Source organism: Streptomyces sp. NPDC111744 (genome assembly GCF_055634995.1).
In genome coordinates this window covers 1-23,569 of the sequence record NZ_JBVKCG010000042.1, presented here as the reverse complement: position 1 = coordinate 23,569, position 23,569 = coordinate 1, and the positions used below count along the sequence as shown (strand labels likewise).

At 67.2% G+C, this 23,569-nt stretch carries 21 protein-coding genes and 3 pseudogenes; 15 read left to right on the top strand and 9 right to left on the bottom strand.

What is annotated here, in order from left to right; all coding sequences use genetic code 11:
* The first annotated feature begins 257 nt into the window (after positions 1 to 257).
* Positions 258 to 1,115, top strand: coding sequence for an IS5 family transposase (locus ACZ7OO_RS42120; protein ID WP_471512694.1), 858 nt, complete (start codon positions 258 to 260; stop codon positions 1,113 to 1,115).
* A 207-nt stretch (positions 1,116 to 1,322) separates the two neighbouring features.
* Here the strand turns inward: ACZ7OO_RS42120 and ACZ7OO_RS42115 are convergent, their stop codons facing one another.
* Together ACZ7OO_RS42115 and ACZ7OO_RS42110 are read right to left on the bottom strand one after the other, a co-directional pair.
* A complete protein-coding gene (locus ACZ7OO_RS42115; RefSeq protein WP_471512693.1) occupies positions 1,323 to 2,411 on the bottom strand; it encodes a ParB/RepB/Spo0J family partition protein in 1,089 nt (362 codons plus the stop codon).
* The gene (locus tag ACZ7OO_RS42110) at positions 2,408 to 3,457 is read right to left on the bottom strand and encodes a ParA family protein (protein WP_471512692.1); all 1,050 of its coding nucleotides are present in this window, start codon (positions 3,455 to 3,457) and stop codon (positions 2,408 to 2,410) included. The genes ACZ7OO_RS42115 and ACZ7OO_RS42110 overlap by 4 nt, the downstream gene beginning before the upstream one ends.
* 240 nt (positions 3,458 to 3,697) lie before the next feature.
* On the opposite strand from ACZ7OO_RS42110, the gene ACZ7OO_RS42105 reads away from it, so the two are divergent.
* Positions 3,698 to 4,039 carry a DUF5713 family protein gene (locus tag ACZ7OO_RS42105; RefSeq protein ID WP_471512691.1) on the top strand — a complete coding sequence of 114 codons (342 nt, stop codon included), beginning with the start codon at positions 3,698 to 3,700 and terminating at the stop codon, positions 4,037 to 4,039.
* Positions 4,040 to 4,064: 25 nt separating this feature from the next.
* On the opposite strand, the pseudogene ACZ7OO_RS42100 reads toward ACZ7OO_RS42105, so the two are convergent.
* A pseudogene (locus ACZ7OO_RS42100) lies at positions 4,065 to 4,504 on the bottom strand (transposase); the annotation flags it as partial.
* Between the two features lie 877 nt (positions 4,505 to 5,381).
* Here ACZ7OO_RS42100 and ACZ7OO_RS42095 point away from each other — a divergent pair.
* From ACZ7OO_RS42095 to ACZ7OO_RS42055, 9 genes and pseudogenes are all read left to right on the top strand, one after another.
* The gene (locus ACZ7OO_RS42095; protein WP_471512700.1) at positions 5,382 to 6,395 is read left to right on the top strand and encodes a bifunctional DNA primase/polymerase; all 1,014 of its coding nucleotides are present in this window, start codon (positions 5,382 to 5,384) and stop codon (positions 6,393 to 6,395) included.
* Positions 6,392 to 7,972 carry a DNA primase family protein gene (locus tag ACZ7OO_RS42090; RefSeq protein WP_471512690.1) on the top strand — a complete coding sequence of 527 codons (1,581 nt, stop codon included), beginning with the start codon at positions 6,392 to 6,394 and terminating at the stop codon, positions 7,970 to 7,972. The genes ACZ7OO_RS42095 and ACZ7OO_RS42090 overlap by 4 nt, the downstream gene beginning before the upstream one ends.
* Positions 7,973 to 8,123: 151 nt before the next feature.
* On the top strand, positions 8,124 to 8,510 hold the full coding sequence (locus tag ACZ7OO_RS42085; RefSeq protein ID WP_471512689.1) for a DUF6009 family protein: 387 nt from the start codon (positions 8,124 to 8,126) through the stop codon (positions 8,508 to 8,510).
* A gap of 1,154 nt (positions 8,511 to 9,664) precedes the next feature.
* The gene (locus ACZ7OO_RS42080; RefSeq protein ID WP_471512688.1) at positions 9,665 to 10,756 is read left to right on the top strand and encodes a bifunctional DNA primase/polymerase; all 1,092 of its coding nucleotides are present in this window, start codon (positions 9,665 to 9,667) and stop codon (positions 10,754 to 10,756) included.
* The gene (locus ACZ7OO_RS42075) at positions 10,753 to 12,294 is read left to right on the top strand and encodes a DNA primase family protein (protein WP_471512687.1); all 1,542 of its coding nucleotides are present in this window, start codon (positions 10,753 to 10,755) and stop codon (positions 12,292 to 12,294) included. The genes ACZ7OO_RS42080 and ACZ7OO_RS42075 overlap by 4 nt, the downstream gene beginning before the upstream one ends.
* Positions 12,291 to 12,695, top strand: coding sequence for a DUF6009 family protein (locus ACZ7OO_RS42070; protein WP_471512686.1), 405 nt, complete (start codon positions 12,291 to 12,293; stop codon positions 12,693 to 12,695). The genes ACZ7OO_RS42075 and ACZ7OO_RS42070 overlap by 4 nt, the downstream gene beginning before the upstream one ends.
* A gap of 280 nt (positions 12,696 to 12,975) precedes the next feature.
* On the top strand, positions 12,976 to 13,479 hold the full coding sequence (locus ACZ7OO_RS42065) for a winged helix-turn-helix transcriptional regulator (RefSeq protein WP_471512685.1): 504 nt from the start codon (positions 12,976 to 12,978) through the stop codon (positions 13,477 to 13,479).
* Between the two features lie 8 nt (positions 13,480 to 13,487).
* Positions 13,488 to 14,163 (top strand): annotated as a pseudogene (locus tag ACZ7OO_RS42060) (glycoside hydrolase family 15 protein); the annotation flags it as partial.
* A gap of 122 nt (positions 14,164 to 14,285) precedes the next feature.
* Positions 14,286 to 14,585: pseudogene (locus ACZ7OO_RS42055) on the top strand (alpha/beta fold hydrolase); the annotation flags it as partial.
* Between the two features lie 241 nt (positions 14,586 to 14,826).
* Here ACZ7OO_RS42055 and ACZ7OO_RS42050 read toward each other — a convergent pair.
* Positions 14,827 to 15,414: a TetR/AcrR family transcriptional regulator gene (locus tag ACZ7OO_RS42050; protein ID WP_471512684.1), complete on the bottom strand. Its 588-nt coding sequence runs from the start codon at positions 15,412 to 15,414 to the stop codon at positions 14,827 to 14,829.
* A 70-nt stretch (positions 15,415 to 15,484) separates the two neighbouring features.
* A complete protein-coding gene (locus ACZ7OO_RS42045; protein ID WP_471512683.1) occupies positions 15,485 to 16,252 on the bottom strand; it encodes a Fe(II)-2OG oxygenase family protein in 768 nt (255 codons plus the stop codon).
* A 589-nt stretch (positions 16,253 to 16,841) separates the two neighbouring features.
* Here ACZ7OO_RS42045 and ACZ7OO_RS42040 point away from each other — a divergent pair.
* The 4 genes from ACZ7OO_RS42040 to ACZ7OO_RS42025 all read left to right on the top strand — a co-directional run bounded on the left by ACZ7OO_RS42040 (position 16,842) and on the right by ACZ7OO_RS42025 (position 19,676).
* Entirely contained in the window at positions 16,842 to 17,465 is a 624-nt protein-coding gene (locus tag ACZ7OO_RS42040; protein WP_471512682.1) for an FMN-dependent NADH-azoreductase, read from the top strand.
* A 213-nt stretch (positions 17,466 to 17,678) separates the two neighbouring features.
* A complete protein-coding gene (locus ACZ7OO_RS42035; protein ID WP_471512681.1) occupies positions 17,679 to 17,822 on the top strand; it encodes an alpha/beta fold hydrolase in 144 nt (47 codons plus the stop codon).
* Positions 17,823 to 17,844: 22 nt separating this feature from the next.
* Positions 17,845 to 18,255: a hypothetical protein gene (locus ACZ7OO_RS42030; RefSeq protein ID WP_471512680.1), complete on the top strand. Its 411-nt coding sequence runs from the start codon at positions 17,845 to 17,847 to the stop codon at positions 18,253 to 18,255.
* On the top strand, positions 18,210 to 19,676 hold the full coding sequence (locus ACZ7OO_RS42025) for an MFS transporter (RefSeq protein ID WP_471512679.1): 1,467 nt from the start codon (positions 18,210 to 18,212) through the stop codon (positions 19,674 to 19,676). Before ACZ7OO_RS42030 ends, ACZ7OO_RS42025 begins: the two co-directional genes overlap by 46 nt.
* A 100-nt stretch (positions 19,677 to 19,776) precedes the next feature.
* On the opposite strand, the gene ACZ7OO_RS42020 is transcribed toward ACZ7OO_RS42025, so the two are convergent.
* The 4 genes from ACZ7OO_RS42020 to ACZ7OO_RS42005 all read right to left on the bottom strand — a co-directional run bounded on the left by ACZ7OO_RS42020 (position 19,777) and on the right by ACZ7OO_RS42005 (position 22,950).
* Positions 19,777 to 20,799 carry a methyltransferase gene (locus ACZ7OO_RS42020; RefSeq protein ID WP_471512678.1) on the bottom strand — a complete coding sequence of 341 codons (1,023 nt, stop codon included), beginning with the start codon at positions 20,797 to 20,799 and terminating at the stop codon, positions 19,777 to 19,779.
* 394 nt (positions 20,800 to 21,193) lie between these two features.
* The gene (locus ACZ7OO_RS42015) at positions 21,194 to 21,988 is read right to left on the bottom strand and encodes an SDR family NAD(P)-dependent oxidoreductase (protein ID WP_471512677.1); all 795 of its coding nucleotides are present in this window, start codon (positions 21,986 to 21,988) and stop codon (positions 21,194 to 21,196) included.
* Between the two features lie 90 nt (positions 21,989 to 22,078).
* Positions 22,079 to 22,654: a TetR/AcrR family transcriptional regulator gene (locus ACZ7OO_RS42010; protein ID WP_471512676.1), complete on the bottom strand. Its 576-nt coding sequence runs from the start codon at positions 22,652 to 22,654 to the stop codon at positions 22,079 to 22,081.
* 128 nt (positions 22,655 to 22,782) lie between these two features.
* Positions 22,783 to 22,950, bottom strand: coding sequence for a hypothetical protein (locus tag ACZ7OO_RS42005; protein ID WP_471512675.1), 168 nt, complete (start codon positions 22,948 to 22,950; stop codon positions 22,783 to 22,785).
* Between the last annotated feature and the right edge of the window lie 619 nt (positions 22,951 to 23,569).

Genomic DNA, 23,569 nt, shown 5'->3' with positions numbered 1-23,569 from the left:
GTGCCGTCAGACGGATCCGCGCCTCGTCGCGCATGGCTGACCACCGCTTGTCGATCAGCGGCCTGCCCCGACAAATGCCGCACGACCGTGGCGCTTATCCGGATGGGGAGCGCACCGACGCGGCCGAACCGTTAACGCCGTTAACACCTCTACCAAGGTTTCGAGGCACGAGGCGAAGCCGCTAGAGGGCGTCTGAAAAGCCTGTCAGCGGGCACGTCGCCTGGTAGCGGGGTGGTGGCGCATTTTCGGGGGCTGGGGTGTGCGGGCTACGTACCCGTTACTCGACGGATCTGTCTGATCCGGAGTGGGAGATCCTCCCTCCGTTGGTCCCGGCGGTCAAGCCCGGTGGGCGACCGGCGATACACGCCCGGCGGGAGATCCTCAACGCGTTGGTGTACTGGCTGAGGGCCGGCTGTGCCTGGCGACTGCTCCCGCACGACCTGCCCCCGTGGCAGACCGTCTACCACTACTGGCGGCGATGGCAGCAAGAAGGCGTGTGGGAGCGGATGTTGACCGTGCTGCGCGAACGCGAACGCGAACGCGAGCGCATGCAGCACGGCCGTGCTCCCACTCCCAGCACGGCCATCGTGGACAGTCAGAGGGTGCGGGCCAGTGAGTGCGGCGGCCTGCACGGCTACGACGGCGGCAAGAAGGTCAGCGGCATCAAGCGCCACCTGCTCGTCGACACCCGCGGCACCGTGCTGGTCACCTGCGTGAGCCCGGCGAGCGTCGGCGATCGCGACGGCGCCGCAGTGCTGTTCTCCCAGGCCGCCGATGCCTTCCCGCGCCTTCGGCACGTGTGGGCGGACCAGGGCTACCGCGGCGCCGACTTCCACGCTGGGGCCCGGGAAGTCGCCGGCATCACCGTGCGGGTCGTGCAGCGCCGCGACGGAGGATTCTGCTCGACCTGGGCGAAGGATGGGACACCGCCTCCGGCAGTGCCTCTCTTCGCGGTGGTCCCGCGGCGTTGGGTGGTAGAGCGGACGTTCGCCTGGCTGGGACGGTGTCGCCGGCTGTCGAAGGACTATGAGTACCTGCGCGTTTGCTCGGAGAACGCCATCTACCTCACCATGACCATGCTCCTCGTGCGGCGCCTCGCAAGATCAGCCCGCTGACAGGCTTTTCAGACGCCCTCTAGCCCGGGAGGTGTACGGCCGACCTCTTCACATGAACCTGGGCCGCCGACTGCGGCCGACGCGTCCCCGGTGCCGGACACGTAAGCCAGGCGGTAGTACGGACAGCAATGCCCAGGCGGTTTCCCTTGGCTCGATGACGGTGAAGGGAAACCCACCTGGGCATTGCGAGAGATGTCGGACCGTCGGTCAGGCCGGCTGCTGTTCCTCCATGGAAAACTCGTGGAGGAGCGCCTGATAGTCCTCCGGGTGCTGCTCGCGGAGGATGGACAGCCAAGCACGTGCACCTTGGGCGAAGTCTGCAGATGTCATCTTCACGTGCAGGTGCAGCACTACGTAGTGCGGATCGTCGTACGGGAGTTTCTTTGGCTGGCTGTTCCCGCTGCTGTCCACGGCGTCCGCACCGCCCTTGGCGGCTACCTCGTTCACCGGAACATCGCTAGAGGTATCAACGGCGTTAATGGTCTCGCGGACGCCGTTCTGCTCCTCGGCCGAGTCTGCCGGACCGTTGACGGCGTTGACGGCAGGGGTCTCGTTGTCTGTCGGCTTCCGACGCTGACGCGGAGGCTTGAAGGCGTTGGCAACCTTCTCTGCCTCGGCTTCCTGCTGCTCCTTCGGCAGGCGGCCGATGCGCCGCGCGGGCTCGACCTTCAGCTCTCCTGACTCGACCTTCTCCTGAAGGTCAGGAGTGAGCTCCAGGAGAGCAAGGCGCTGGGAGACCCACGCTGGCGTCTTGCCCAGCCTGCGGGCCACGGCGCCCTGAGTCCCGTGGATCTGCACGAGATTCTGAATGGCTTTCGCCTGGTCCATGGGAGGCAGATCCACCCGGTGGACGTTGGCGATAAGCGCTGCTTCCACAAGGTCTGCAGCCGTCGCGGCCAGATCGTCATTGACGTCGATCCGTAGTTCCTCGAGGCCTGCCAACGCCGCAGCGGCCAACCGCCGGTTGCCGTCGATGACGACGTACTCGGCTCGCCCCAGCGCTTCATCCTGGTCCGGATGAGCGTTCAGGAACGCCGCACGCCGGGCGACGGTGACGGGCTGGATCTGTCCTTTGGCCCTCAACGACTCCGCGGTCTCGGCGATCTCGGTGAGCTCTTCCCGCGGGTTGAACGGGTTGTGCGCCAGGAGAGCCAGCTCGACAGCGGCCGGGGGGCGGCGGCCCTCACCGTTCCTGATCTGCTCTCGGGTGCGGACCCGGCGTGGAGACGACGAGGACTCATCGGCTTCGTCAACGCTGAAGCCTCGGGTGATCCGTCGGTCGTTGCGCGGTGTCATACGGCAAGCTCCTTCGCCAGGTCGCGCATGACCTGCGCGTGTTCACTCTCCGGGGCGTAGACCAGCAGGGGGATTTCTCCGTCCGCAGCCTCCCGGCCTTCCTTCAGATCGCCGATCACCGCCAGCACCGGCGGTGAACTGCTCTTCTCCCACTCGTCCTTGTTCTCCTGAACGAGCTTGCCCCGCCGGCTGTCATACGCGTTGATGATCAACCCGAGGTAGTCGACCTGGATCCGACCCTTGTTGCACAAGTCGTCCTTCTGCGCCTTCAGCAGGCGCACTGCCCGGTGGGAAGCCCGGTTCGCCCACACGGGAGTGATGACGCCTGACCGGTCCTCGAGTTCGCCCTCTCGACGGCGCACGTAGTACAGGGCGGTGTCCATGTTCAGGCCCAGGCTGGGCGGCCCATCGATGATGATGACGTCGTAGTCGTCCTCGAGGGGTTCCAAAGCCCGTTCGAGGGCGGCCTCACTGAAGCTGACCTTCGACAGGGCCACGTCGCGCAGGAATGCGTCGTCGCTGGCGGGCAGAAGGTGCAGCCGGTCACCGAAGATGTCTTCGTCCAGCGCCACCAACAGATCGTGTATGTCGCCCTTGGCGGAGCCGTCCATGTGCATCATCAGCGTCTCGACTCCGTCCTCATACGTGAGGTCTTCGAAGCCGAGTTCAGCGGTCAGGTGGCCCTGCGGGTCGTAGTCCACGAGCAGGACGCGGTGACCGGCCTCTGCGAGGGCCTGGGCGATACCGGAGGACAGAAACGTCTTGCCGACGCCGCCCTTCTGGTTGGCCACTATCACCCGCACCACAGGCTGCCTCACGAGCGGCGCGTTGGGGGAGGGGTGAGCATCCAGCCACAGCGTCAGGGCTTGAGCCAGCCCCTGCACGTACGTCACCCCTCGCTCGGCGCAGACCGACTTGAACCGCTCCGGCTCCCCGGCGGGGAGAAACGTCCCCCACGTCTTCGCGCCGTCCGTCTCCACTTCCGGCGCACCATCGGTCTCGTACCAAGCCTTGAGGGCGTGTTCCGCCGCCTCCTGGATGTCCATGCCGTGCTCGAACGCACGGATCTTCAGGTGCCTGCGCAGCTTGGGGGTGAGAGCAGTGATTAGCTTCTCTCGTTCCCCCCGAGGGCTAGGGATGCTCATGCGACCCAATATTACTAGGTCACTTCTAGGGCCTGTTGTGGAAGTCCTGGTCGCGTGGGGTCTGTTATCGATGGGGGCGTCGTTGTCAGTGGTGCTGTGCATGATCGGCGCGTTGGCTTTTCGCGGAGGTAGGGAAGCATCATGCCGATCACAAACCAGCAGGTAGCGGGACACGCGTTCCTGCGGCAGATGTACGACGACTCGTACTTCCCTGATCACATGGTCGATCAGGGGAAGGCGATCCTGCTGCGGCTGTGCGAACGCGTTGAGGTCGAGCAGCCGTCGGATCTGGAGACCTTGTATGCGCTCACCCAGGCTGCGACGGAGGAGTTCAACCTGTTGGACAGGGAGTTCATGGCGGCCGGGAGCGGGATCGAGACGGTTGCGCGTGAGTGGATCTGTGACGAGTTCTGCTTCGTCACGTCGGCATACGGGTTCATGGACGCGGATGGGGAGGAGCTGACCTCCGGTCGGGACTGGTGAACAAGGACGGGAAAGCCGCCTTCGGTCAAAGCCATTCTTTGAGAGCTGCGATCAGCACGGTCGCCTCGTAGCGGACGGCGAGCTTGTCGTATCGCGTGGCGACAGCGCGATGTCTCTTGAGGCGGTTGATCCCACACTCGACCGCATGGCGCTCTCGGTAGTCGACTGGGTCGAAATGCGGCGGCCGGCCGCCGCGGGAGCCGAGCCTTCGGCGGTTGCGCGCCTGGTCGGCCTTGTCCGGGATCGTGCAGCGGACCCCGCGTCGGCGCAGGTAGGCGCGGTTTCTGCGGGAAGCGTACGCCTTGTCAGCACGCACGCGATCGGGGCAGACGCGTGGCCGGGCCGGCCCGATGCGCGGCACGCGGACCTTCTCCACACCGGTTCGAACTGCGGCGAGTCTCCACGCTGCCCTGCCGTCACCACGATCGACAGGGGCTTCTGACCGTGCTCGACGACCAGGTGCAGAAGGGCGCTGCCTCACTACGTTGCTTTTTGCCACCGCGGCGACGAAACGTGCCTGGCTGCCCGCCGGGGCAAACACACCGACTCCGGTCGGCCTGGCTTTTGTTCCCCTGCTCGGGACCGCTCGGCTTCCCACCACAGGGCGAGCCGAATGCGGACGGACCGTTGACAGGGAGAACGTCATCGGGGCGCAGCGTTACCCGACGACGGCAAACGGAGACGGGACCAACGGGACTGGGGTTGGTGCAGTCACAGAAGCCGACGGTGAAATGGTCGGTGTAACGGGGCGGGACTGAAACAGGGCTCTTCGGTCCCGTTCAGTCCCGCCCTGCAAAAGCGCAGGTCAGAAGTACTTTTCTCGCCAGGTGCGGGACTGACGGGACTGACCCCTGTAGTTATTTCCATGATGCGCGCGTGTATGCGCACCCACGAAGACAACGGTGCAGGTCAGGGAGTACTTAGTGATACTCAGCTGATAACTCCCGCACTCAGTCCCGTCAGTCCCGTCAGGGGCTGTAACACGTGCTCTGACCTGCAGTTTCTTGGGCGGGACTGAACGGGACCGGAATTGCGAGCTTCAGTCCCGCCCCGCCCGCGCCGACAGCCGCCCTGCGGCGGGACTGAGGGACTGACGGGACTGAACTTTCGACACGCTGAACGCACCCGCCCGTCTGCGTCACTTTGGTGCGCTAATCTTCAGTTCCGCATGCCAAGACTCTCAGTCCCGTCAGTCCCGTCAGTCTCGCCCCGCAGCGGCTGACCAGGCAGCATGTGCACGGACTGCCGGGGGTCTCCATCCAGAGATCGACAAGGACGCCAAGTGTCACGCCACGTTGCGACATCCTCGGTCGCCCCAGCGGGAACATCGGAGCCGCACGCCGTGGCCCGCTGGTGTGCGGGCCAGGGGTGGCCGGTCCATCCGCTCGCTCCGTGGCAGAAGACTCCGGCCGCGAACTGCGAGCTGTGCAGGACACACCGACATGCAGTCAGTTCCTGCCCCTGTCCCGCTGCAGGCCGGTGGTGTCACGGTTTCCACGCGGCGACAACGTCTGCCGCGCAGATCGACGCCTGGTGGACGGCCCAGCCCCGGTTCGGGGTCGGAGTCTCGTGCGGGCCTGCCGATCTTGTCGTCATCGATGTCGATGCCCATGCCACGGACGTCCCCGACCGCTCGCGTCTGCTGCCGGGGATCCCGATCGGGCCCGAAGTCACTCTGACTGGCTTGGCCACCGGCTACGACACCCTCGCGCTCCTGGCCGCGCTGAGGGGGGAACCGAGTCCGGCGGAAGACGCACGGACCCTCCGGGTGCAAACCCCGTCGGGCGGCCTGCATATCTGGTACCGCAATCCTGATCCGGGCACCCGCTACCGTTCCTCGGTCGGTTCGAGTCCGAAAACGGCTCTCGCGTGGCAGGTCGACGTACGGTCCGACGGGGGATACATCGTCGCGCCGTCCACTCGTACGACCGCAGGCACCTACAAGCCGGTCGGGGAGGCGCGTCAGCCCGCCCCTCTGCCGAGGTGGCTGGCAGCAGACCTGGCCCGCACCGGGCATGTCCCCGCTGCGAGGGTTCCCCAGCCCTCGATGGCATTGCCGAAGGCCAGGCGTGCGCCCAAGCGAGCCGGCCGTGTCCTGGAGCCCTTGCTGGAGGACGTCCGCGCATGTGGGGCCGTCGCGGAGGGAGCAGGCTTCACGGAGAAGCTCAACAGGGCGGCTTACACGGCCGGCGGCCTGGTGCAGAGCGGGCATGTCACCGAGGACGAGGTTCGGGAACAACTCCTCGAGGCAGCAAGCCACGCCAGGCCCCATCAGGAACAGCGCAGTCAGTCAATCATCAACTCCGCACTGTCCGCCGGCGCTCAGCGCCCGTTCCATCTCCGAGGACGCTCATGAGCAGCGCCGAGCATGTCCCCTTCGACGCGGAGCTGGCCGCTGAGCAGATCCATCAGCAGACTCTCGACTTCCGTCTGGTGAGCGAGCCGGCACTTCCGGCGCAGCAGAATGGAAGCGTTCGTATGCCGGTGGCTGCCGAATCGGGGCCGTTTCCGGTCGAGTTGACGGACCGTGGCAACGCGAAGTTGTTCGCACGTCTGTACAACGATCGCTTTCGCCATGTCGAAGGCCTGGGATGGTTCATGTGGGACCAGTACCGGTGGCGGAGGACCGGTGGGGAGAAGGCAGCGATCTGGGCAGCCGGTGACATGGCCGAGCAGATTCCCGAGAGCGACCCTCGCGGAAAATTCAGCGACGGCAAGCTGGAAGCCCACCGCCGCCGCACGCAGTCGACCTCGGGCGTCAAGGCACTCCTCCAGCAGGCTCAGGCAGCGCCCGGCCTGAGCCTGGACCCGGACGTCCTCGACGGGGACATCTACGCCCTGTGCACGCCCACCGGCGTCGTCGACCTCCGGACCGGTGAACTGCGTAAGCCCAACCCGCTGTCGGACATGCACTCGCGTGCCACGTCCGTCGGTCCGCAGAAGCTGCCGATCCCCCGCTGGGAGAGTTTCTTGCGGGATACCTTCGGGGATGACGAGAAAGGGCTCGAGACCACTCGTTTTCTGCACCTGCTGTTGGGCTACTCGGTCACTGGCGACGTCGGCGCGCAGGTGCTGCCCTTCCTCTATGGGTCAGGAGCCAACGGCAAGTCCGTCCTGCTGGACGTGATGATGCAGGTTCTCGGCGACTATGCGAATGCCGCCCCGCCCGGTTTCCTCATGGAAAAGGGCAAGTTCACCGAACACTCGACGGAGCTGACGGAACTCCACGGCCGGCGCATCGTGGTCTGCAGCGAGCTCAAGCCGAACGACAAGTTCAACGAGGCCCGGGTCAAGCTGCTCACCGGTGGCGACGCGATCACGGCGCGGCGCATGAGGCAGAACTTCTTCACCTTCACGCCGACCCACAAGCTGTGGCTGCTGGGCAATCACCGGCCCGAAGTCGGCACCGGAGGTTACGCGTTCTGGCGCCGTATGCGTCTGATTCCGTTCGAGCGCAAGGTCCCTGACGAGCGCAAGATCGACAACCTGGCCGCTGAACTCGTCCGTGACGAGGGACCGGGCATTCTGCAGTGGCTGATCGAGGGGGCCCAGGGATATCTGTCGTCGCGGGATCCCCTGAGCGGGCCCTCGTCCGTCCGCCTGGCAACTGAGGCGTACGAGAAGACCGAGGACCACATCGGGCGCTTCATCACGGAGCGCTGCGTCGTGGGCCATGGTGGGCGGATGAACGCGGACCTGCGGGTGGAGCAGAAGCTTCTGTACGAGACCTACGCACGTTGGTGCGGGGAGGAAAGTATCCGCCCGGCCACGAGCCGGACGTTCGCCGGTCGTATCCGCCAGGAGGTCGGGCTGTCCTCGCCAACCGAAATGATCAAGAACAACGACAAGAAGCTCTACCCCGGTATCGCGCTGCGTGCCGACCGCGATGGGCAAGGGCCGAGCGACCACGGGCATGGCCGGGGGGAGCAGTGATGAACACCCAAGCTCCGGGGTACGTGTACTGCTGCTCGTACCATGTAGTGCGCCACGCCGACCAGAGTCCAGCGTGGTGCCACGGAGTGAGTGACAGGGACGCCCACGCCGACGGGGCGACGGGCGACAGAAACCAGGAGGGGCTGCGGCCATGAGCTCGATGCTGCAAGACAGCCAGCTCACCGGTGAAGCAGAAGTGGTGTGGCTGGAGAGTCCGGAGAACCTGGACTACGTCCGCCAAGCCCTGGACAAGGTGAACACTCGACGAGGCAAGCCCCGCTACGACCGTGACGGACGCCTTGTCGGTTACACCAACCTCGCTCAGGACTCCGAACGCGACCCTGACAGCGGTCTGTTCACCCGGCGGACGTTCTTCCTCCTGCCCCATGACCGGGACAGCGCCCCGAACGGGGACTACGAGGTGGGCGCTCCTGGTGAGGCCGTCGATCCCAGGACCATCGAGCCGGGCAGGGTGGGTGCGAAGACTCCGCGTTCGCAACGCGGTCGCGCGGCGGACATAGCGCCGGCCGGGGCCTGACCGGGCCGGGATACAGCGAAGGAACCCGACTGCTCGGCGTACGGCTGATTGAGGTGGCATGGACCAGCACGGGATGGCCGTAGTCCCCCCTCGGGGTCCATCAGCACCGGCTTGCCGAGTGTCGCCCGGTCTCCCGAAGCAACGCTCAGAACAGATCGAGTGGCTGTCCACCCGCAGCTTTCCGAGGCCGAGGTCGATTTCTCCCGCTGCACGGAAGCGGAACATCGTTCGTGCAGCGCTCGGGGGCGGACCCGCAGAGGGGACTCGACATCCGCGGGCGTAATACCACGTTCGGTGGCGTCCCCATTGGGTTCGGGTCGAAGAAGCGGCTCTCGTCGTCCCGCGGCACTTTCGCCACCCGGCCATGCCGACTGGGCCCGCGCCCCCGGCGCCTCTGATTTCCAGGCCAGGGATGGGCCCGCATGGGCAGGGGGCGGGTTCCTCACCTCAGGCGCACTACTGCTTTGTATTGCTTCCGGAGACCGGAGTGGTACCGGCGGATTCACGTCGGCGTCGTCGTTTTGGTGAGTGCAGTTCCAGGTTCGAGTCGTTTCGGTCGCTCGAGTAGCTGGTGCGAGGTGAATGGTCGGAAAACATCGGTAAAAAGTGCGTCCGAATCGGGCGTACGTTTTTGCCTCTTCGGGTGACAGGTCTGCCTGATGGGGTGGGGCCGTACCGCTTGTCGTGAGGCGCTCGATCTCTTGGGCGCTTGGGTCGCTGAGTTTCAGTAGCTAGTAAACATGCAGGTCAGGAGGCCGGGACCAGCCGGGAGCGACTGAAGTGACTCAGGTTCCGGTATATGTCCCCGTGCCGGGGATGTAGGGGTGCGCGTCATACATTGGAACCAGAGTCGCTTGGGTCGCTGGGCAGACTGCCGGATCCTCTCTGACCTGGACTTTTCTCAGCGACTGAATGTTCAGCGACTTAACGCGTGCGAGCCGCTGGGCGGGAGTTCGGTCGCTGATGCGAGTCAGGCGTGAGGCTTGAAGCAACCTGGACGGGTCCTCGGCTACGTTGTGTTGACCCGTTTGGAAGTTGAGTCGCTTCGGTCGCTCCGAAGGCCAATACCACCAACTGACCAGGACTTTTCCTTGGTAATGATCTTCAGCCGGGCTTACGGGAAGAGCGACTGAACGAGGGGAGGTGCTCCGCGCATGGCCGATGACGACCGGCACGCCGAATGGCGTTTCGACATGCTGAGCATCGCCCGCTGGTGTGCGGCCCAGGGATGGCCGGTGCTCCCGCTCGCTCCTGCCGGCACGACTCCCGCGCCCGACTGCGCCTCTTGTCAGGAGAGTTCTCACGCCCATGTGAACTGCCCCTGCATCGCTGCGGGTCTGTGGTGCCACGGCCTCTACGCGGCCACGACGGACCGGGACCGCGTCGAAGCCTGGTGGTCGGGCAACCCGCACTACGGTGTCGGGGTGGCCTGCGGCCCCGCGGGCCTCGTGGTCCTGGACGTCGATGCCCACACGAGCCCTCTGCCAGGGAGGGACAGCCTTCTTCCGGGTATCGAGATCCATAACCGGGTCGACCTCGACGGCCTCGAACACGGGTTTCACACGCTCGCTCTGCTGGCCGCGCTCCGTGGAAAGGCGGATCCTGCGGACGACGAACACACGCTGAGGGTGCGGACCCCCTCGGGCGGCCTGCATATCTGGTACCGCGCCGACGACAGACGCCAGTTCCGCTCTTCGACAGGTTCAGGCGTGACGCGGGTACTGGCCTGGCAGGTCGCTGTCCGAGCCGACGGGGGATACGTCGTCGCTCCTGGTACCACCACCGGCGCGGGCACGTACATGCCGATCGGCCCGGTGCGGGTCCCCGGAAGGCTGCCCGAATGGCTGGCCGTCGAACTGACCCGCACCGGCCATCTCGACCTGCCTCAGCAGCGTCGCGGCCCGCGTCTGCGAGTCCTTCCGCAGCGTGCCCGGCAAGCGGTCATCGCGGCAGGGGGCGGCCGCGGCCGCGCAGCGCAGATCCTGGAGTCCGCGCTGCGGGAGGTGATCGCCTGCGCCGCGGTGTCCGAGGGCATGGGATTCACCGACAAACTCAGCCGGGCCGCGTACACCGCGGGGGGGCTGGCCGCCGGCGGCTACGCCACCGTCAGCGACTTGGAGCGTGTCCTCAGAGGAGCGGCAGACTACGCCCGCCCCGGCCAGGAGGGGCGTTCGACCCAGATCATCCGGAGCGGACTCGAGGCCGGTACCCGGCGGCCGCTGCACATTGAAGGACACCTCGCATGACCCCGACCTCCCGCGGTCCGGGAGCCTTCGACCCGGCAGCCGCAGCGCAACAGATCCTTCAGGGCGCGATCCAACAGGCCCTCGCGATTCCGGGCGTCCCCGCTCAAGCCGCAGCCCCCTCACCCCCTCCTCACCAGGCTGCCACGCCCGAGGGCCTGCTGCCGGACTCCCTCAGCGACCGTGGCAACGCCAAGCTGTTCGTGGAGCTCTACGGCCGCGATTATCGCCATGTCCCCGGCTTGGGCTGGTACCGCTGGGCGGGCCACCGCTGGCAGCTGGACGAGGAGGAAACTGTCCTGTGGGCGGTGGGGGAGATGGCCGAAGCCATCGCTGTCACCGATCCGACAGGGGCGTACACCACGGCCGAGCTGCGCCGGCACCAGCGCCGAGCACTGTCCACATCAGGGATGAACGCGCTGCTCATGCAGGCGAAGGCGTCCCCGGGCATGGTGATGAACGCCGCGCTCCTGGACGCCGATCCGTATGCCCTGTGCACGCCCGAGGGGGTCGTGGACCTGCGTAGTGGTGCCCTGCTGCCGCCCGACCCGGCAACGCAGCACCACTCCCGGTCGACCACGGTCGCACCGCACGCCATGCCCACCCCGCGCTGGCAGCGTTTCCTCGACGACACGTTCGGCACCGATACCGAAGGACGCCGTACCGCGGACTTTCTGCACCTGCTACTGGGGTACTCCATCTCCGGAGACGTAGGGGCCCAGGTGATGCCGTTCCTGTACGGGCAAGGCAAGAACGGAAAGAGCGTGCTCCTGGACGTGATGCTGCAGCTCATGGGCGACTACGCCGATGCCGCTCCCCCCGGCTTCCTGATGGCGAAGGTGTTTGAGGGGCATCCAACCGACCTCGCCGAGTTGCACGGGCGACGCATCATCGTGTGCTCCGAGCTCAAGCCGGGCGATCGCTTCGACGAGGCCCGGGTCAAACTTCTGACCGGCGGCGACAAGCTCAAGGCTCGGCGCATGCGGCAGGACTTCTTCTCCTTCCACCCGACGCACAAGTTGTGGCTGCTGGGTAACCATCGTCCCGAGGTCAATACCGGAGGCTTCGCCTTCTGGCGTCGGATGCGCCTGATCCCCTTCGAACAAGTGGTTCCCGAGGAACGGAAGATCGACAACCTGGCGAGTGTTCTGGTGCGGGAGGAGGGGCCGGGCATCCTGGCCTGGCTGGTGGACGGCGCCCGGCGCTACTTCGCAGGCGACAAGGACCTGGCAGGACCGGTTCGGGTCCAGATCGCCACGACTGCGTATGCCGAGACCGAGGACCACGTGGGCAGGTTCCTGACGGAGTCCTGCAAGATCGAGGACAGCATGCGAGCCGAGCAGGCGCAGTTGTACGGCGCGTACACTCGCTGGTGCGGTTTTGAAGGTGCTAACCCTGTCTCTGCCCGCGCGTTCGCCGCTCGGGTGCGCGAGGCGTTGGGAATGGCTTCACCGAAAGACATGGTCCTGTCCAATTCACGAAAGTACTATCCGGGCATCGGCCTGGTTACCGACCCGGATATCGAGGAGCGGCAGCCGTGAGCGCGTTGATCGACCCCGACGAGATCGCCCACGAGACCGAACTCGTGTGGCTCGAGGACCCGACGCTGCTCGACTACGTGCGCCAGTCTCTGGACCGATTGCCGTCGCGCAGGGGGAAGCCCGCCTACCACCGTGACGGGCGCATGGTCGGCTACGCGATTCTCGGCAAGGACGCGAAGCCGTCCCGGGCGTCGGGTACGTTCCGGCGCCGCGTGTTCTGGCTCCTTCCGCACGATCGTGATCAACAGCCGGGCGGGCTGTACGAGACAGGGGCGCCGTCCGAGGCGATCGATCCCCGCACCGTTGCTCCGGGGGTCAAGGGCTACAAGACGGAGCGGTCGGAAGGCGGTCCCGCGTCGCCGGCAATGATTGCGCTTGGCATAGTGCTTCCGGCTGACTGAGGGCCGCCCCGGGGGGATTGCCCTTGACATGGTCGTCACCTCGCGAGGACGCCGCAGGACATTCCGCGTCTGCGTGAAGACCGGGGGATGGCGCCGAGCTCGCCTGGGTGGGCGTTCGCAGCGTTTCCCGCCGCCCTCAACCGGCCCCGGACCGGACACAGAATTCCTCTGAGGATTGATCTGCAGCCTCTGCGCTCGGCGGGATTTGTCCGCCCCTTCGGACATATACCTCCGCCTTGCCGCGCACGTTCGGGTGTCAGGTCTTGATCGGTACTGCTAGATGGTGGGTAACGTGACCGGGCCTCGTTTCCAGAAGCGCCTCGGTGTCATTTGGTGCCATATGGGCACAGCTGCTGAGCACTTTGGGTGGAATTTGGAGATATCTTCTGTCCTGGATGGGCTTGTGGCCCGGAGGGTTGCTCTGTGTGGCGTGAATTTGAGAGTCAGAACAATTGACGGTCGAACCCCCCGCGTCTCCTCGATCGCCGATGCGCTGCAGGTTGTCGGGGACCGATGGAGCCTGTTGGTCATCAGGGAACTGCTCTTCGGGACTCACCGGTTCAGCGAGATACAGGCCAATACCGGTGCGCCCGCGGCCACGCTGTCCGAGCGGCTGCGCAAGCTGGAGAAATCCGGTGTCATCGCGCGCCGGAGGTACTCCGAACACCCCAGACGCTATGAGTACGTGCTGACGCCGGTGGGGGACGATCTGTCCCCCGTCCTTGCCGCGCTCGACGACTGGGGCGCTCGGCATGTGACGCGTGCGAGAGCCGAGGGTCTGTAGTCGGCTCAATCGCACGGGGGTCGCGGCCGCCCAGGCGCTTCCGGCGTGTCCTCGTTGCGGCCGACGGCACCGTCCACCGGTACCGGTGCCTGTCCTTCGACGTTCCCAGTGTCTTTGGGGCGCTCCTGGATGCGGACCGGGGTGGGGCCTTCGGGCTGAGCGCCACGGTGCCCGCACGGACGGAGCAGTTCTACTTCCCCGACACCAACGTCCTGATCACCCGCTTCTACAGCGGGCGGAGTGGGCGAGGTGCAGGACTTGACGCCGATCACCGGTGCTGTGGAGGACGCTGGACGGCACCGGCCGATCCGGCGGGTGCCGTGTGTGCGGCACCGTCCACTCCAGGTCCGGGTGGCTCCCCGATTCCAGTACGGTGCCGCCCCGCAGACGCTGCGGATGCCCGCCGGCGGGACGGTCTTCGAGTGCACGGAACGCTCCTCGATCCTGCACTCCACGGTGGCGCTGGAGCCTGACGGAGCGGACGCGCGGGGTGACTTCAAGCTCGGCGAGGGCGAGTCGGCGGTGTTCGCGCTCGACCGGTATGGCGACGAGGCGGCTGTGCGAGGCTGCCCGCACATGCACCGCTCCGTCCTCACGCTGAAGCTGCTCACCTACGCGCCGACCGGTGAGATCGTGGCGGCGCCGACCACGAGCCTGGCCGAGCAGCTCGGCGAACAGGGCAACCCCACCCGCCCGGCGTAACGAGAAGCCCCCGGCTTCAGCCGGGGAAGGAGTCATGTGAAGGCACTGGTCTACGTCGTCGCGTCGCCGCCTTCGCGCCGGACAAGGGCGAGAGCACGGCGGACCTGGTCGCCAAGTTCCCCGGCAGCCACCTCAGCGACGACCCCAACGCGCCCCTGAGCCCGGTTCCCTTCACCCAGGCCGACGGCAGCATCGGAACCGACCTCTACATCAAGCCCGACAAGTACCGGGACGTCTTCCTGAGCAACAAGGTCGACACCGCCAAAGCCGCGGAACTCGCCGCCACGCAGCGACCCATCACGGCCCAGGCCGTCGGCGAGCCCTCGGGCACCCCGGCCTGGAAGACGATCCCCTCCTGGTACCTCGTCGCCCACGACGACCACACCCTTCCCGCGGCGGCCGAGCGGGCCATGGCCGCCCGTGCCCACGCGCACACGATCCAGGGCGCCGGCCCACACGCCATCGCCGTGACCGGCCCGAACGCGGTGACCCACCTTGTCGAGCAGGCCGCCACGGCTCGGTGACCACGCCGGCCGGCCGTCCCCTTCCGAGGTGTCGGACCAAGCCGACACCTTCGCCCCGCTGGATCCGGCCCAGTGGCGCGAAGGGCTGTGCAGGGTGGGTGTGGAGTACGGCCTGAGCCGCTCAGCGGGCGGCGACCAGAGCGGTCACTCCATGCGTCAGGACGGCATTCGCCGCCCGGGCGTCGCCCAGGTAGCCCGCCACCATCGCGCCGTCGCGCAGGGCCACCATCGCGTCGGCGGAGTGTCCGGGGCTGGTCGCGCCGAGCTGCCGGAACGCGTCCACCAGCACCTCGCGGAACCAGGCACGGTGCTGCAGCACTGCCTGGTGGATCACGCTTTCGGGGTCCGGGTACTCGGCGGCCGCGTTGATGAAGGGGCAGCCGCGAAAGCCCGCGCCGCACACCTCGTCGCCAATGCCGTGCGCGACCGCGGCGAGGAAGTCGGCGGGGGAGGGGAACATCTTCGCGGCCGCACTGACGCCGTCCCGGATCTGGCGGTCGGCTGCCTCGAGGTAGGCGCGCACCAGGTCGTCCTTGCCGTCGAAGTGCCGGTAGAAGGTGCCTCGCGCCACATCGGCCTCGGCCATGACGCGATCCACCCCGACGCCGCGGATGCCCTCACCGTAGAAAAGCCGGCTCGCGGTGCCGAGCAGCCGGTCCCGTGCCGCGGAGCGGCGAACCGGGGTGGATGCTTCCTCTGTCTTCGACATGCCGCCCAGCATAGAACGGTCTGTCTCTTTTTGGTCCGGCGCGCGGTGTGTGACAGACACGGTCAGGGGTTCAGGCCAGATTCGCCACCAGGGGTGCGTGACCGTATCCGTGTTCCTCGGCCTCCGTGGCCGGACGACGTCGTGCCCCGAGCGGGGTCTGGATGAGGGTGCGCTTCAACCATTGGTCCCCGCCGTGGTGCTGTGCAGCGATCGGTGCACCGCTGAGCGCGACGACGTCGTTCTCGACCACCAGGACGTCACCAGCGCCCAGATTGCATTGCAGGGTCGCGTCGGTCAGAGCCGCGGCGAGGTGCCCGTAGGCCCGGCTGAACTCCGGCGATGCATCCTGCAACGGAGTACGGCCGGGGTCGAATCGCATCATCAGGCCTTCGTCGGTCGACCACAGGACGGGAACGGGCGTCGGTCGTCCGGCGAACTGTGCCGGTGAGCGGTCTGAACCGGGATATATCGGGAGGTGAGGTCGCATGAGGGTGTCGACATCGCCTTCGGCCAGTGAGATGTGCCGGATGCTGGCCACCGTCGTGGGGGAGGCGCCGTGATTGCGCATGCACGCCAGAAGGAGACAGTGGGCTCGCTGCGGGTGGAAGGCGTCCTCGGTGCGGGGGATGTCGAGGTGTGCGTTTCCCGCCACTGCCTGTGCCGCACTCCGGCACGGGGACGGTACGAGGTTGTGGACGAAGCGTCCCTCCTGGCGGTCCGGGAACGCGATCGGTCGCCCCAGCGCCGCGGAGAGCAGCAGTACGAGGATGTCCCAGAGCTCGTCACCGCGCGCCTTCGACCAGTGCTCGGGGGTGTCGCCAAGCGCTACGTCGTTCACGCGGAAGACTCCTCGGAAGATGGTAAGACCCGACGGTGATGAAGCATTGCCGAGCTTCTCGGCCAACGGGACGGGCAGTTGTGCCAGAGCCTTTCCCAGGGAAGGGTGGACAGCTGGATTCAGGGGCGATCCGACATCCGAGAGTATGGTCCTCGCGGTCCGGATGAGCAGGTCGCGTTCCGACTCGTCGAAGTTCCTGAACACCACTGCAGCAGCGTGAGACATGGCTGCCTTTCGTTCGTGAGGCCGGCACCGAATGTTGCATTGATGTGGTGCGGTCGCTTGTTCGGAGTGTCTACGGAAAGTTACCGACCGTCACGCTCGCCGGGTCGGCGGAAGGGGGAATCGGAAGGAATCCCCCGGGGGCCTTGCCCTTTCGGGCATGCGTCGGGCGGTGTGGGCGTTGCGTGATGGCCCCGGGGTCGGCGAGCGCATCGCTTCCCCTCGCTCCGGTAAGTGATTGAACTCTCATTGATTGAGAATTCAACTACATGTCTCTAGGGTGGCGCTCAGGCCGGTCGGGTGGACGTGTGACGGACGGTCGCTTCGAAATTGGATTGAACGCTACAGAAAGAACCGAGACAACCTCATGACTCACCTGCTGCACATTGACTCCAGCGCCCGTGGCGAAGGCTCCGCGAGCCGACGGCTGTCCGCCGAGTACGTCCAGGCCTGGCAGGTCCGCAACCCGCACGGCACCGTCACCTACCGCGACCTCGCTGTCGACACTCCCGGTTTCGTCTCGCCGGAGTGGATCACTGGCGTCTTCGGCCCGGCCGAGGCCGCGACCGATGGGACCAAGGCCGCCGTGGCGGAGTCCGAAGTCCTGATCCGCGAGATCGAGGAGGCCGACGTCCTGGTCCTCGGCGTGCCGATGTACAACTTCGGCGTCCCGGCCACCTTCAAGGCCTGGATCGACCAGGTGGTCATGGGCGGCCGGACCTTCGCCTTCGGTGAGAACGGTCCCGAGGGTCTGCTCAAGGGCAAGAAGGTTGTCGTCCTGCGGGCGTCGGGCAGCGACTTCGACAACCCCGCCTTCGCGCCGATGGACTTCCATGCTCCCTACATCCGTGGTGTCCTCGGCTGGATCGGCATCACGGACGTGGAGTTCATCGCGGTCAGCGGCTACACCCCTGAGCAGGTCGAGGCCGCCATCCAGGAGGCGGGCAAGGCCATCACCGCCCACGCCGACACCGCGTCGCTGGCTGCCTGACCGCCGAACACGGCGGCTGGGCACGGGACCGTGCCGGCCCGGACCTCTCCGCGCCGGCACCGTAGGCCCCGCCCTCGGCCGTGTGGTCCCCCTGGGCTCCCCACCGACGCGACCGTGCCGACGGGGAGCCCGACTCCTTGGGCGGAGGTGACGCCGAGGAGAGCGCTGCGGATCGCTGACGTGGCGGCGACAATGGTGTCCAAGGAGGAAGCCATGTCCACGGACCGAGTCCCCGTCGTGTTCATCCACGGTCTGTGGCTCCACTCCTACTCGTGGCAGCCCCAGGTGGACCTGTTCGACTCCCAGGGGTTCGACGCGGTGGCTCCCTGCTGGGCCGGGGGAGGCGAACGCCGTTGAGGAAGCGCGTCGGCAGTCCGAGGTGGCCGCGGGATTCGGCATCGACGCCGTCACCCAGCATTTCGCCCAGATGAAGGGCGTCAAGCCGTTCCCGCTCGCTCAGCTGCGGTCCGCCTTCCCGGCGCTCGGGAACCCCGCCAACAAGAACAAGGCCGTCTCCCTCACCACCAAGCAGTTCCGCTACGGCTTCGGCAACGCGATCTCGCAGGCCGAGTCCGACCGCCTGTTCGAGAAGTACACGATTCCGTCGCCGAGGCGTCCCCGGTTCGAGGCCGCGTTCGCGAACTTGAGCAAGAACTCGCCGGCCGCCGTGAGCACCTCGAATGAGCGACGACGGTCGAGCGAACCCGGTGCGTTCGGCAGTGGGCTCGCTGGATACCCTGGGACATGCCTGATGTCCGGATGGCCTCCCCCCAGGGCAAGTGGATCCTGATCACCACGGTCCTCGGTTCCAGCATGGCCATGCTGGACTCGACCGTCGTCAATGTCGCGCTGCCCCGCATCGGTGAGGACCTCGGTACCGGCCTCGCCGCCCTGCAGTGGACCGTGAACGCGTACATGATCACCCTGGCCGGGCTGATCCTGTTCGGTGGTTCCCTCGGCGACAGCTACGGCCGTCGGCGGATCTTCGTGACCGGTGTCGTGTGGTTTGCGTTCGCGTCACTGCTGTGCGGCCTCGCACCGAACGCCGAGGTGCTGGTCGCGGCCCGGGCCCTGCAGGGTGTGGGCGGTGCGCTGCTCGGCCCCGGTTCGCTGGCGCTGATCCAGGCGTCCTTCCATCCCGACGACCGCAGCCGGGCGGTCGGGGTGTGGTCGGGGTTCGGCGGCATCGGCGCGGCCGTCGGGCCGTTCGTGGGCGGCTGGTTGGTGGGCGGTCCCGGCTGGCGCTGGGTGTTCCTGCTCAACATTCCGCTGGCCGTGGCGTGCGTCCCGATCGCCCTGCGCCATGTGCCCGAGTCGACCGACGGGCGCAGCCACGGCCGTTTCGACGTGCTGGGTGCCCTCCTCGGCGCCGTGTCGCTCGCGTTGATCACCTATGCGCTGATCGAGGCCGGCGAGGGTTCGCTCGCGGTGGTGCTCTGCGCGGTCGTGGGTGTGGCGGTGGGTGTCGCGTTCGTGTACGTGGAGAAGCACCGGGACGATCCGATGCTGCCGCCGGGCATCTTCGCCTCGCGCCAGTTCACCTCGGTCAACCTGGTCACCCTGTGCGTGTACGCGGCCTTCGGCGGCTTCTTCTTCCTGACCGCGCTCCAGCTGCAGGTCGTGGCGGGCTTCTCACCGCTGGAGGCGGGCAGCGCGCTGTTGCCGACGACGGCGCTGATGCTGCTCTTCTCCTCCCGCTCCGGTGCGCTCGCCGATCGGATCGGGCCTCGCATCCCGTTGACCGTGGGGCCGCTGCTGTCGGCGACGGCGATGCTGCTGATGCTGCGGGTCGGAGAGGGCGCGGACTATCTGACGGACGTGCTGCCGGCCGTACTGGCCATGGGCGCCGGCATGGTCACGCTGGTAGCCCCGCTGACCGCCACCGTGCTCGGGTCCGTCGACGTATCGCGGGCGGGGCTGGCCAGCGGCGTCAACAATGCGGCCGCGCGGGTGGCGGGGCTGGTCGCGGTTGCCGCGCTGCCGGTGCTGACAGGGATGGGCTCTGATGCCTATCAGAACGCGGACGCCTTCAACTTGTCGTTCCGGAAGGCCATGCCGATCTGCGCGGGGGTGCTCGTCGTCGGTGCAGTGCTGGCGTTCTCGTTCGTCCGGCGCCCTGCTCCGGGCTGTCGGCGGCCGGAGTGCCGTACCCACGGTGCGCTCACGGCTCCGCCTTTGGAGGGCAAGGCGGTCCGCGGCGGCAGTTCATGAGCCGCCCGAGTCACCCACAGCATGGCGGCTGGGTGTGCCGAGCGGCCCGGCCGGACCGCTCGGCACACCCCACATCACCGCAAGATGCCGGGTCCTACGCTCACTTGGTGGCGTAGACGGCGGAGTAGCCGCCGATGAGATGGCGTGCCTCCACCTTGGCGAAGCCGACCGACTGGAGCCACCCGGTGGCGTCCGCGACGGTGTACTCGGAGCCGCCCTCGGTGTCGATGAGCATGTTCAGCGACAGCATCAGGCCGTAGGTGTTGTGGCGGCGCTCGTCGTCGATCATGGCGTCGTAGACGATCAGGGTGCCGCCCTCGGGCAGGGCGTCGTAGGCCTTCTGCAGCAGGAACAGGCGCTGCTCCAGGTTCCAGTCGTGGAGGATCTGGCCCATGACGTAGACGTCGGCCTCGGGCAGCGGGTCGGAGAAGAAGTCGCCGCCGTGGAAGGCGAGGCGGTCGGCCAGGCCGTGTGCGGCGACGAACTCCTCGAACACCGGCTGCACGGGGGGCAGTTCGAAGACGGCGCCGGTGATGTCCGGGTTGCTGCGCAGCACGGCGGCCGGGACGGCGCCGAGGGCTCCGCCGAGGTCGATGACGTGGCGGCGGCCGGTCCAGTCGAAGTCGGCGGCGAGGGCGCCGGCCAGCGGGGTGCTGACGCCGTTCATGCCGTTGAGGAAGTTGCGCCAGGCGACCGGGTCCTGGCTGAGGGTCGCGAAGAACGGGGCGCCGCTGTGGGCGACTTCGTTCTGCAGGGTGCCGGTCTTCAGGGCGTCGGTGAGGTTGTTCCAGAAGCCGAAGAGACGGGCGTTGGCCATCTCGAGGATTCCGCCGACGTACGACGGCTTGGCGCGGTCCAGGAAGAGGTCCGCGGCGGGGGTGTTGGCGTAGGTGCCGTCCGCGTCACGGGTCAGCACCCCGAGCGACACCAGTGCGTCGAGGAAGTCCGCGGAGGACCTGGAGTGCAGGCCCACCTCGGCGGCGAGGGAGGCGTGGTCGCGGCCGCCGTCGGCCAGCACGGTGAAGACTCCCAGCTCCACCGCGCTCAGAAGGGTCTTGGAGGCCATGAAGCCCAGGCCGATCTGGAGGAGCGGCTCAGGGGTGATCGGGTCGTTGACCGACATGTTGTGTTCTCCACTTGGTTTCGGAAGTTGAAGCATAAACATTGTTTGGAGCGTGTCCGTCCGGGCGGCTGCCGTGAAGGTGCCGCCGTGCAGGGGCGATTCCAGTGGATGGGGCCGGACAGAAGTGGTGGTCAGGCGCCGTGTCCTATGACGCGGTCGAAATCGCCGGCGTTCCCGACACGGCGGCCTGCGGTGTCCTTTTGCGCGATCGGTCGGTCAGAGGTGCGCGATCGGTCAGCCGGACGTCTGCCAACGGGTGGACCTTTCGCTGGCTGCGCGGTGAGCGGCCCAGGCTCCGCGTCCGGTCCCGCAGGGCAACGGTCCCGTGCCCTCGCGGCGTCACGGAACGTGTGCCGTGACGCCGGGGCGCGAGGTGGTTCGTCGGGGCCGGGGGTCAGAGGGTCTTCGTCTGGCCGCCGTCGATGAGCGTCTCCGTTCCCGTGATGTTGGCGGAGACGGGCGAGGCGAGGAACAGAGCGAGGTCGGCGACCTCGTGCGCCTCGGTGACCCGGCCGGAGGTGATGCCCATGCTCTGCGGCACGACCACGTCGAGCGCTTCCTGGGCGGTGACTCCGGCGGCCGCGGCGGTGGCGTCGGCGAAGCCGCCCGGGGCTGTCCAGAAGGGAGTGCGGACCGGGCCCGGGGCGATCGAGTTGACCCGGACGCCCTGCGGGGCGAACTCCTCGGACAGCGACTTGTTCAGGTTGGTCAGCGCCGCCTTCGCCGCCGAGTAGTCCACGACCATGGGGAAGGGCAGCCGGGCGTTGATCGAGCTGATGTTCACGATCGCCCCGCCGCCGTCCTGGATCAGGTGGGGGAGTGCCGCCCGGCTCGCCCGTACGGCGCTGAAGAAGGTGAGATCGAAGATCCGCTGCCAGTCGGCGTCGCTGACCGTAAGGAACGACTCACGGGGCTCGGCGGCGCCGATGTTGTTCACAAGGACGTCGACGCGGCCGTACTGCTCCACGGCCTGCTGGACCAGCCGGTCGGCCCCTTCCGCGGTGGACAGGTCGACCGACACGATGGTGACGTTGTGTTTCGCCGCCAGGGCGTCCAGTTCGGGCGTGGAGCTCCGGCTGCCGGCCACGACCCTGACGCCCTCGCCGACCAGCTTCTCGACCACGGCCAGGCCGATGCCCTTGCTCGCTCCGGTGACAACGGCGACCTTGTCCTTGAGGTGCAGTTCCATGACATTGCCTTTCTGGAATGATCCATACAAAATTATGATAGGTCGAGTACGGGACAAAGGTACGGTGGATCGCGGGGACTGCTGTGGGGCTCAGTCCAGTGCGCGCATCGCTGTGGTCAGGGCGTCCTCGGTAAACTGCTGTCCCATGCGGGCCCGGCCGACGATGCGGATGCCCTGGATGAACGTGGTGAGGAACCGGGCGAGCTTCCGCGGGTCCTTCTCGGGTGAGAGTTCGCCCCGCGCCTGTGCCCGTTCGAGGGCGCTGGCGAGGAAGGACTCGGCCCGTCGGATCTCAGTGTTGACGCGGTCGGCCACCGCGGGCTGGTCGGCGCACTGTGTGGAGGCATTGACCACGAGGCAGCCGCGCGTGGGGTCGGCCAGGTCCGCCTCGATCAGGGAGGTGAGCATCCGGCGGACCGCGGGCCTGAGCTCGGCGGTCTCCTCGAAGATCTCCTCCCGACGGTTGCCCTGGAGGGTGGTGTAGCGATCGAGCGCGCGGAGGTAGAGATCCTCCTTCGAGCCGAAGGCCGCGTAGAAACTGCCGCTGCCTATCGACAGCTCCTTCAGCAGGTCCTGCAGGGACGTCTCGGCGTAACCGCGGCGCCAGAACAGGTCCATGGCACGGTCGACCGCCTGGTCGATGTCGAACTCCCTGGTGCGAGCCATGGCGACAGGATAGCGCGCTTTATGGATTAGTCAATCAACTATGTTCGTGTGATGTGGCGGCGGTCCGGGGGCGGTGGCCCCGGCCTGAGTGACCGGCCCGGCCGAGCACCGCACAGTGAGGGGGTCGGTCAGGTGCCGAGGAAGCTCTCGAGGTGGTTGATCATGTAGGTGGGCTGCTCCTCCCAGATCCAGTGGCCGGACTTGGCGACGACGAGGCCGGTGACGTTCGTGCCGTACTTCCTGACCTGGTCGGGGACGAAGCACTGCGCCGAGGACGGCGTGAACGCGGTGGACATTGCGGAGACAAAGATGATGAAGGCGCCGCGAGGTTCCACTCGGTAGGCAGAGGCCGCCACGGACACGCGGGCCTGTCGGTCACATGGCCGACTGCCGGCCTGACGGTCCCTCGGACAGGGGCTCGGATTGCCTGACCGGTCATGCACGAGGACCCTGAGGGCAAGATCCATCGATCGGCCTTCCCAGTCCGGCGGTTCCGCTGCGAGGCTCGCTGAGCCCGTCCGATCGGCGGCGAGTGGAGATGCCGGTCGGGTGGACAGGCGGAGCAGCTGGTCGTCCGGATCAGTCACCCGCAGCGTTCCGGCGACTCTCCTCCCCGGCGGAGTCCTGGAGCGCTGCGGGCCGCAACACCCACACCCTCTCCGGCGTGAGAGAAACCCCGTCGCCGTACCGCTCGACGGCGGCGGGACACGAGCGGGCGCGCCGATGCCGATGCGCACGGACCGCCGCTCGCAGACCTCCCGCTCCCGCTTCGCCGTGGGGGCAAGAGCAGTGAGCGGGAGGAGGACCTGGCATCTTGGCCCTAGGGTGTGTTTCAGAAGTGCTGCTCACAGCCACTCGTTAATGGCTGCGACGAGCACCGTCGCTTCGTAGCGGACAGCAAGCTTGTCGTATCTC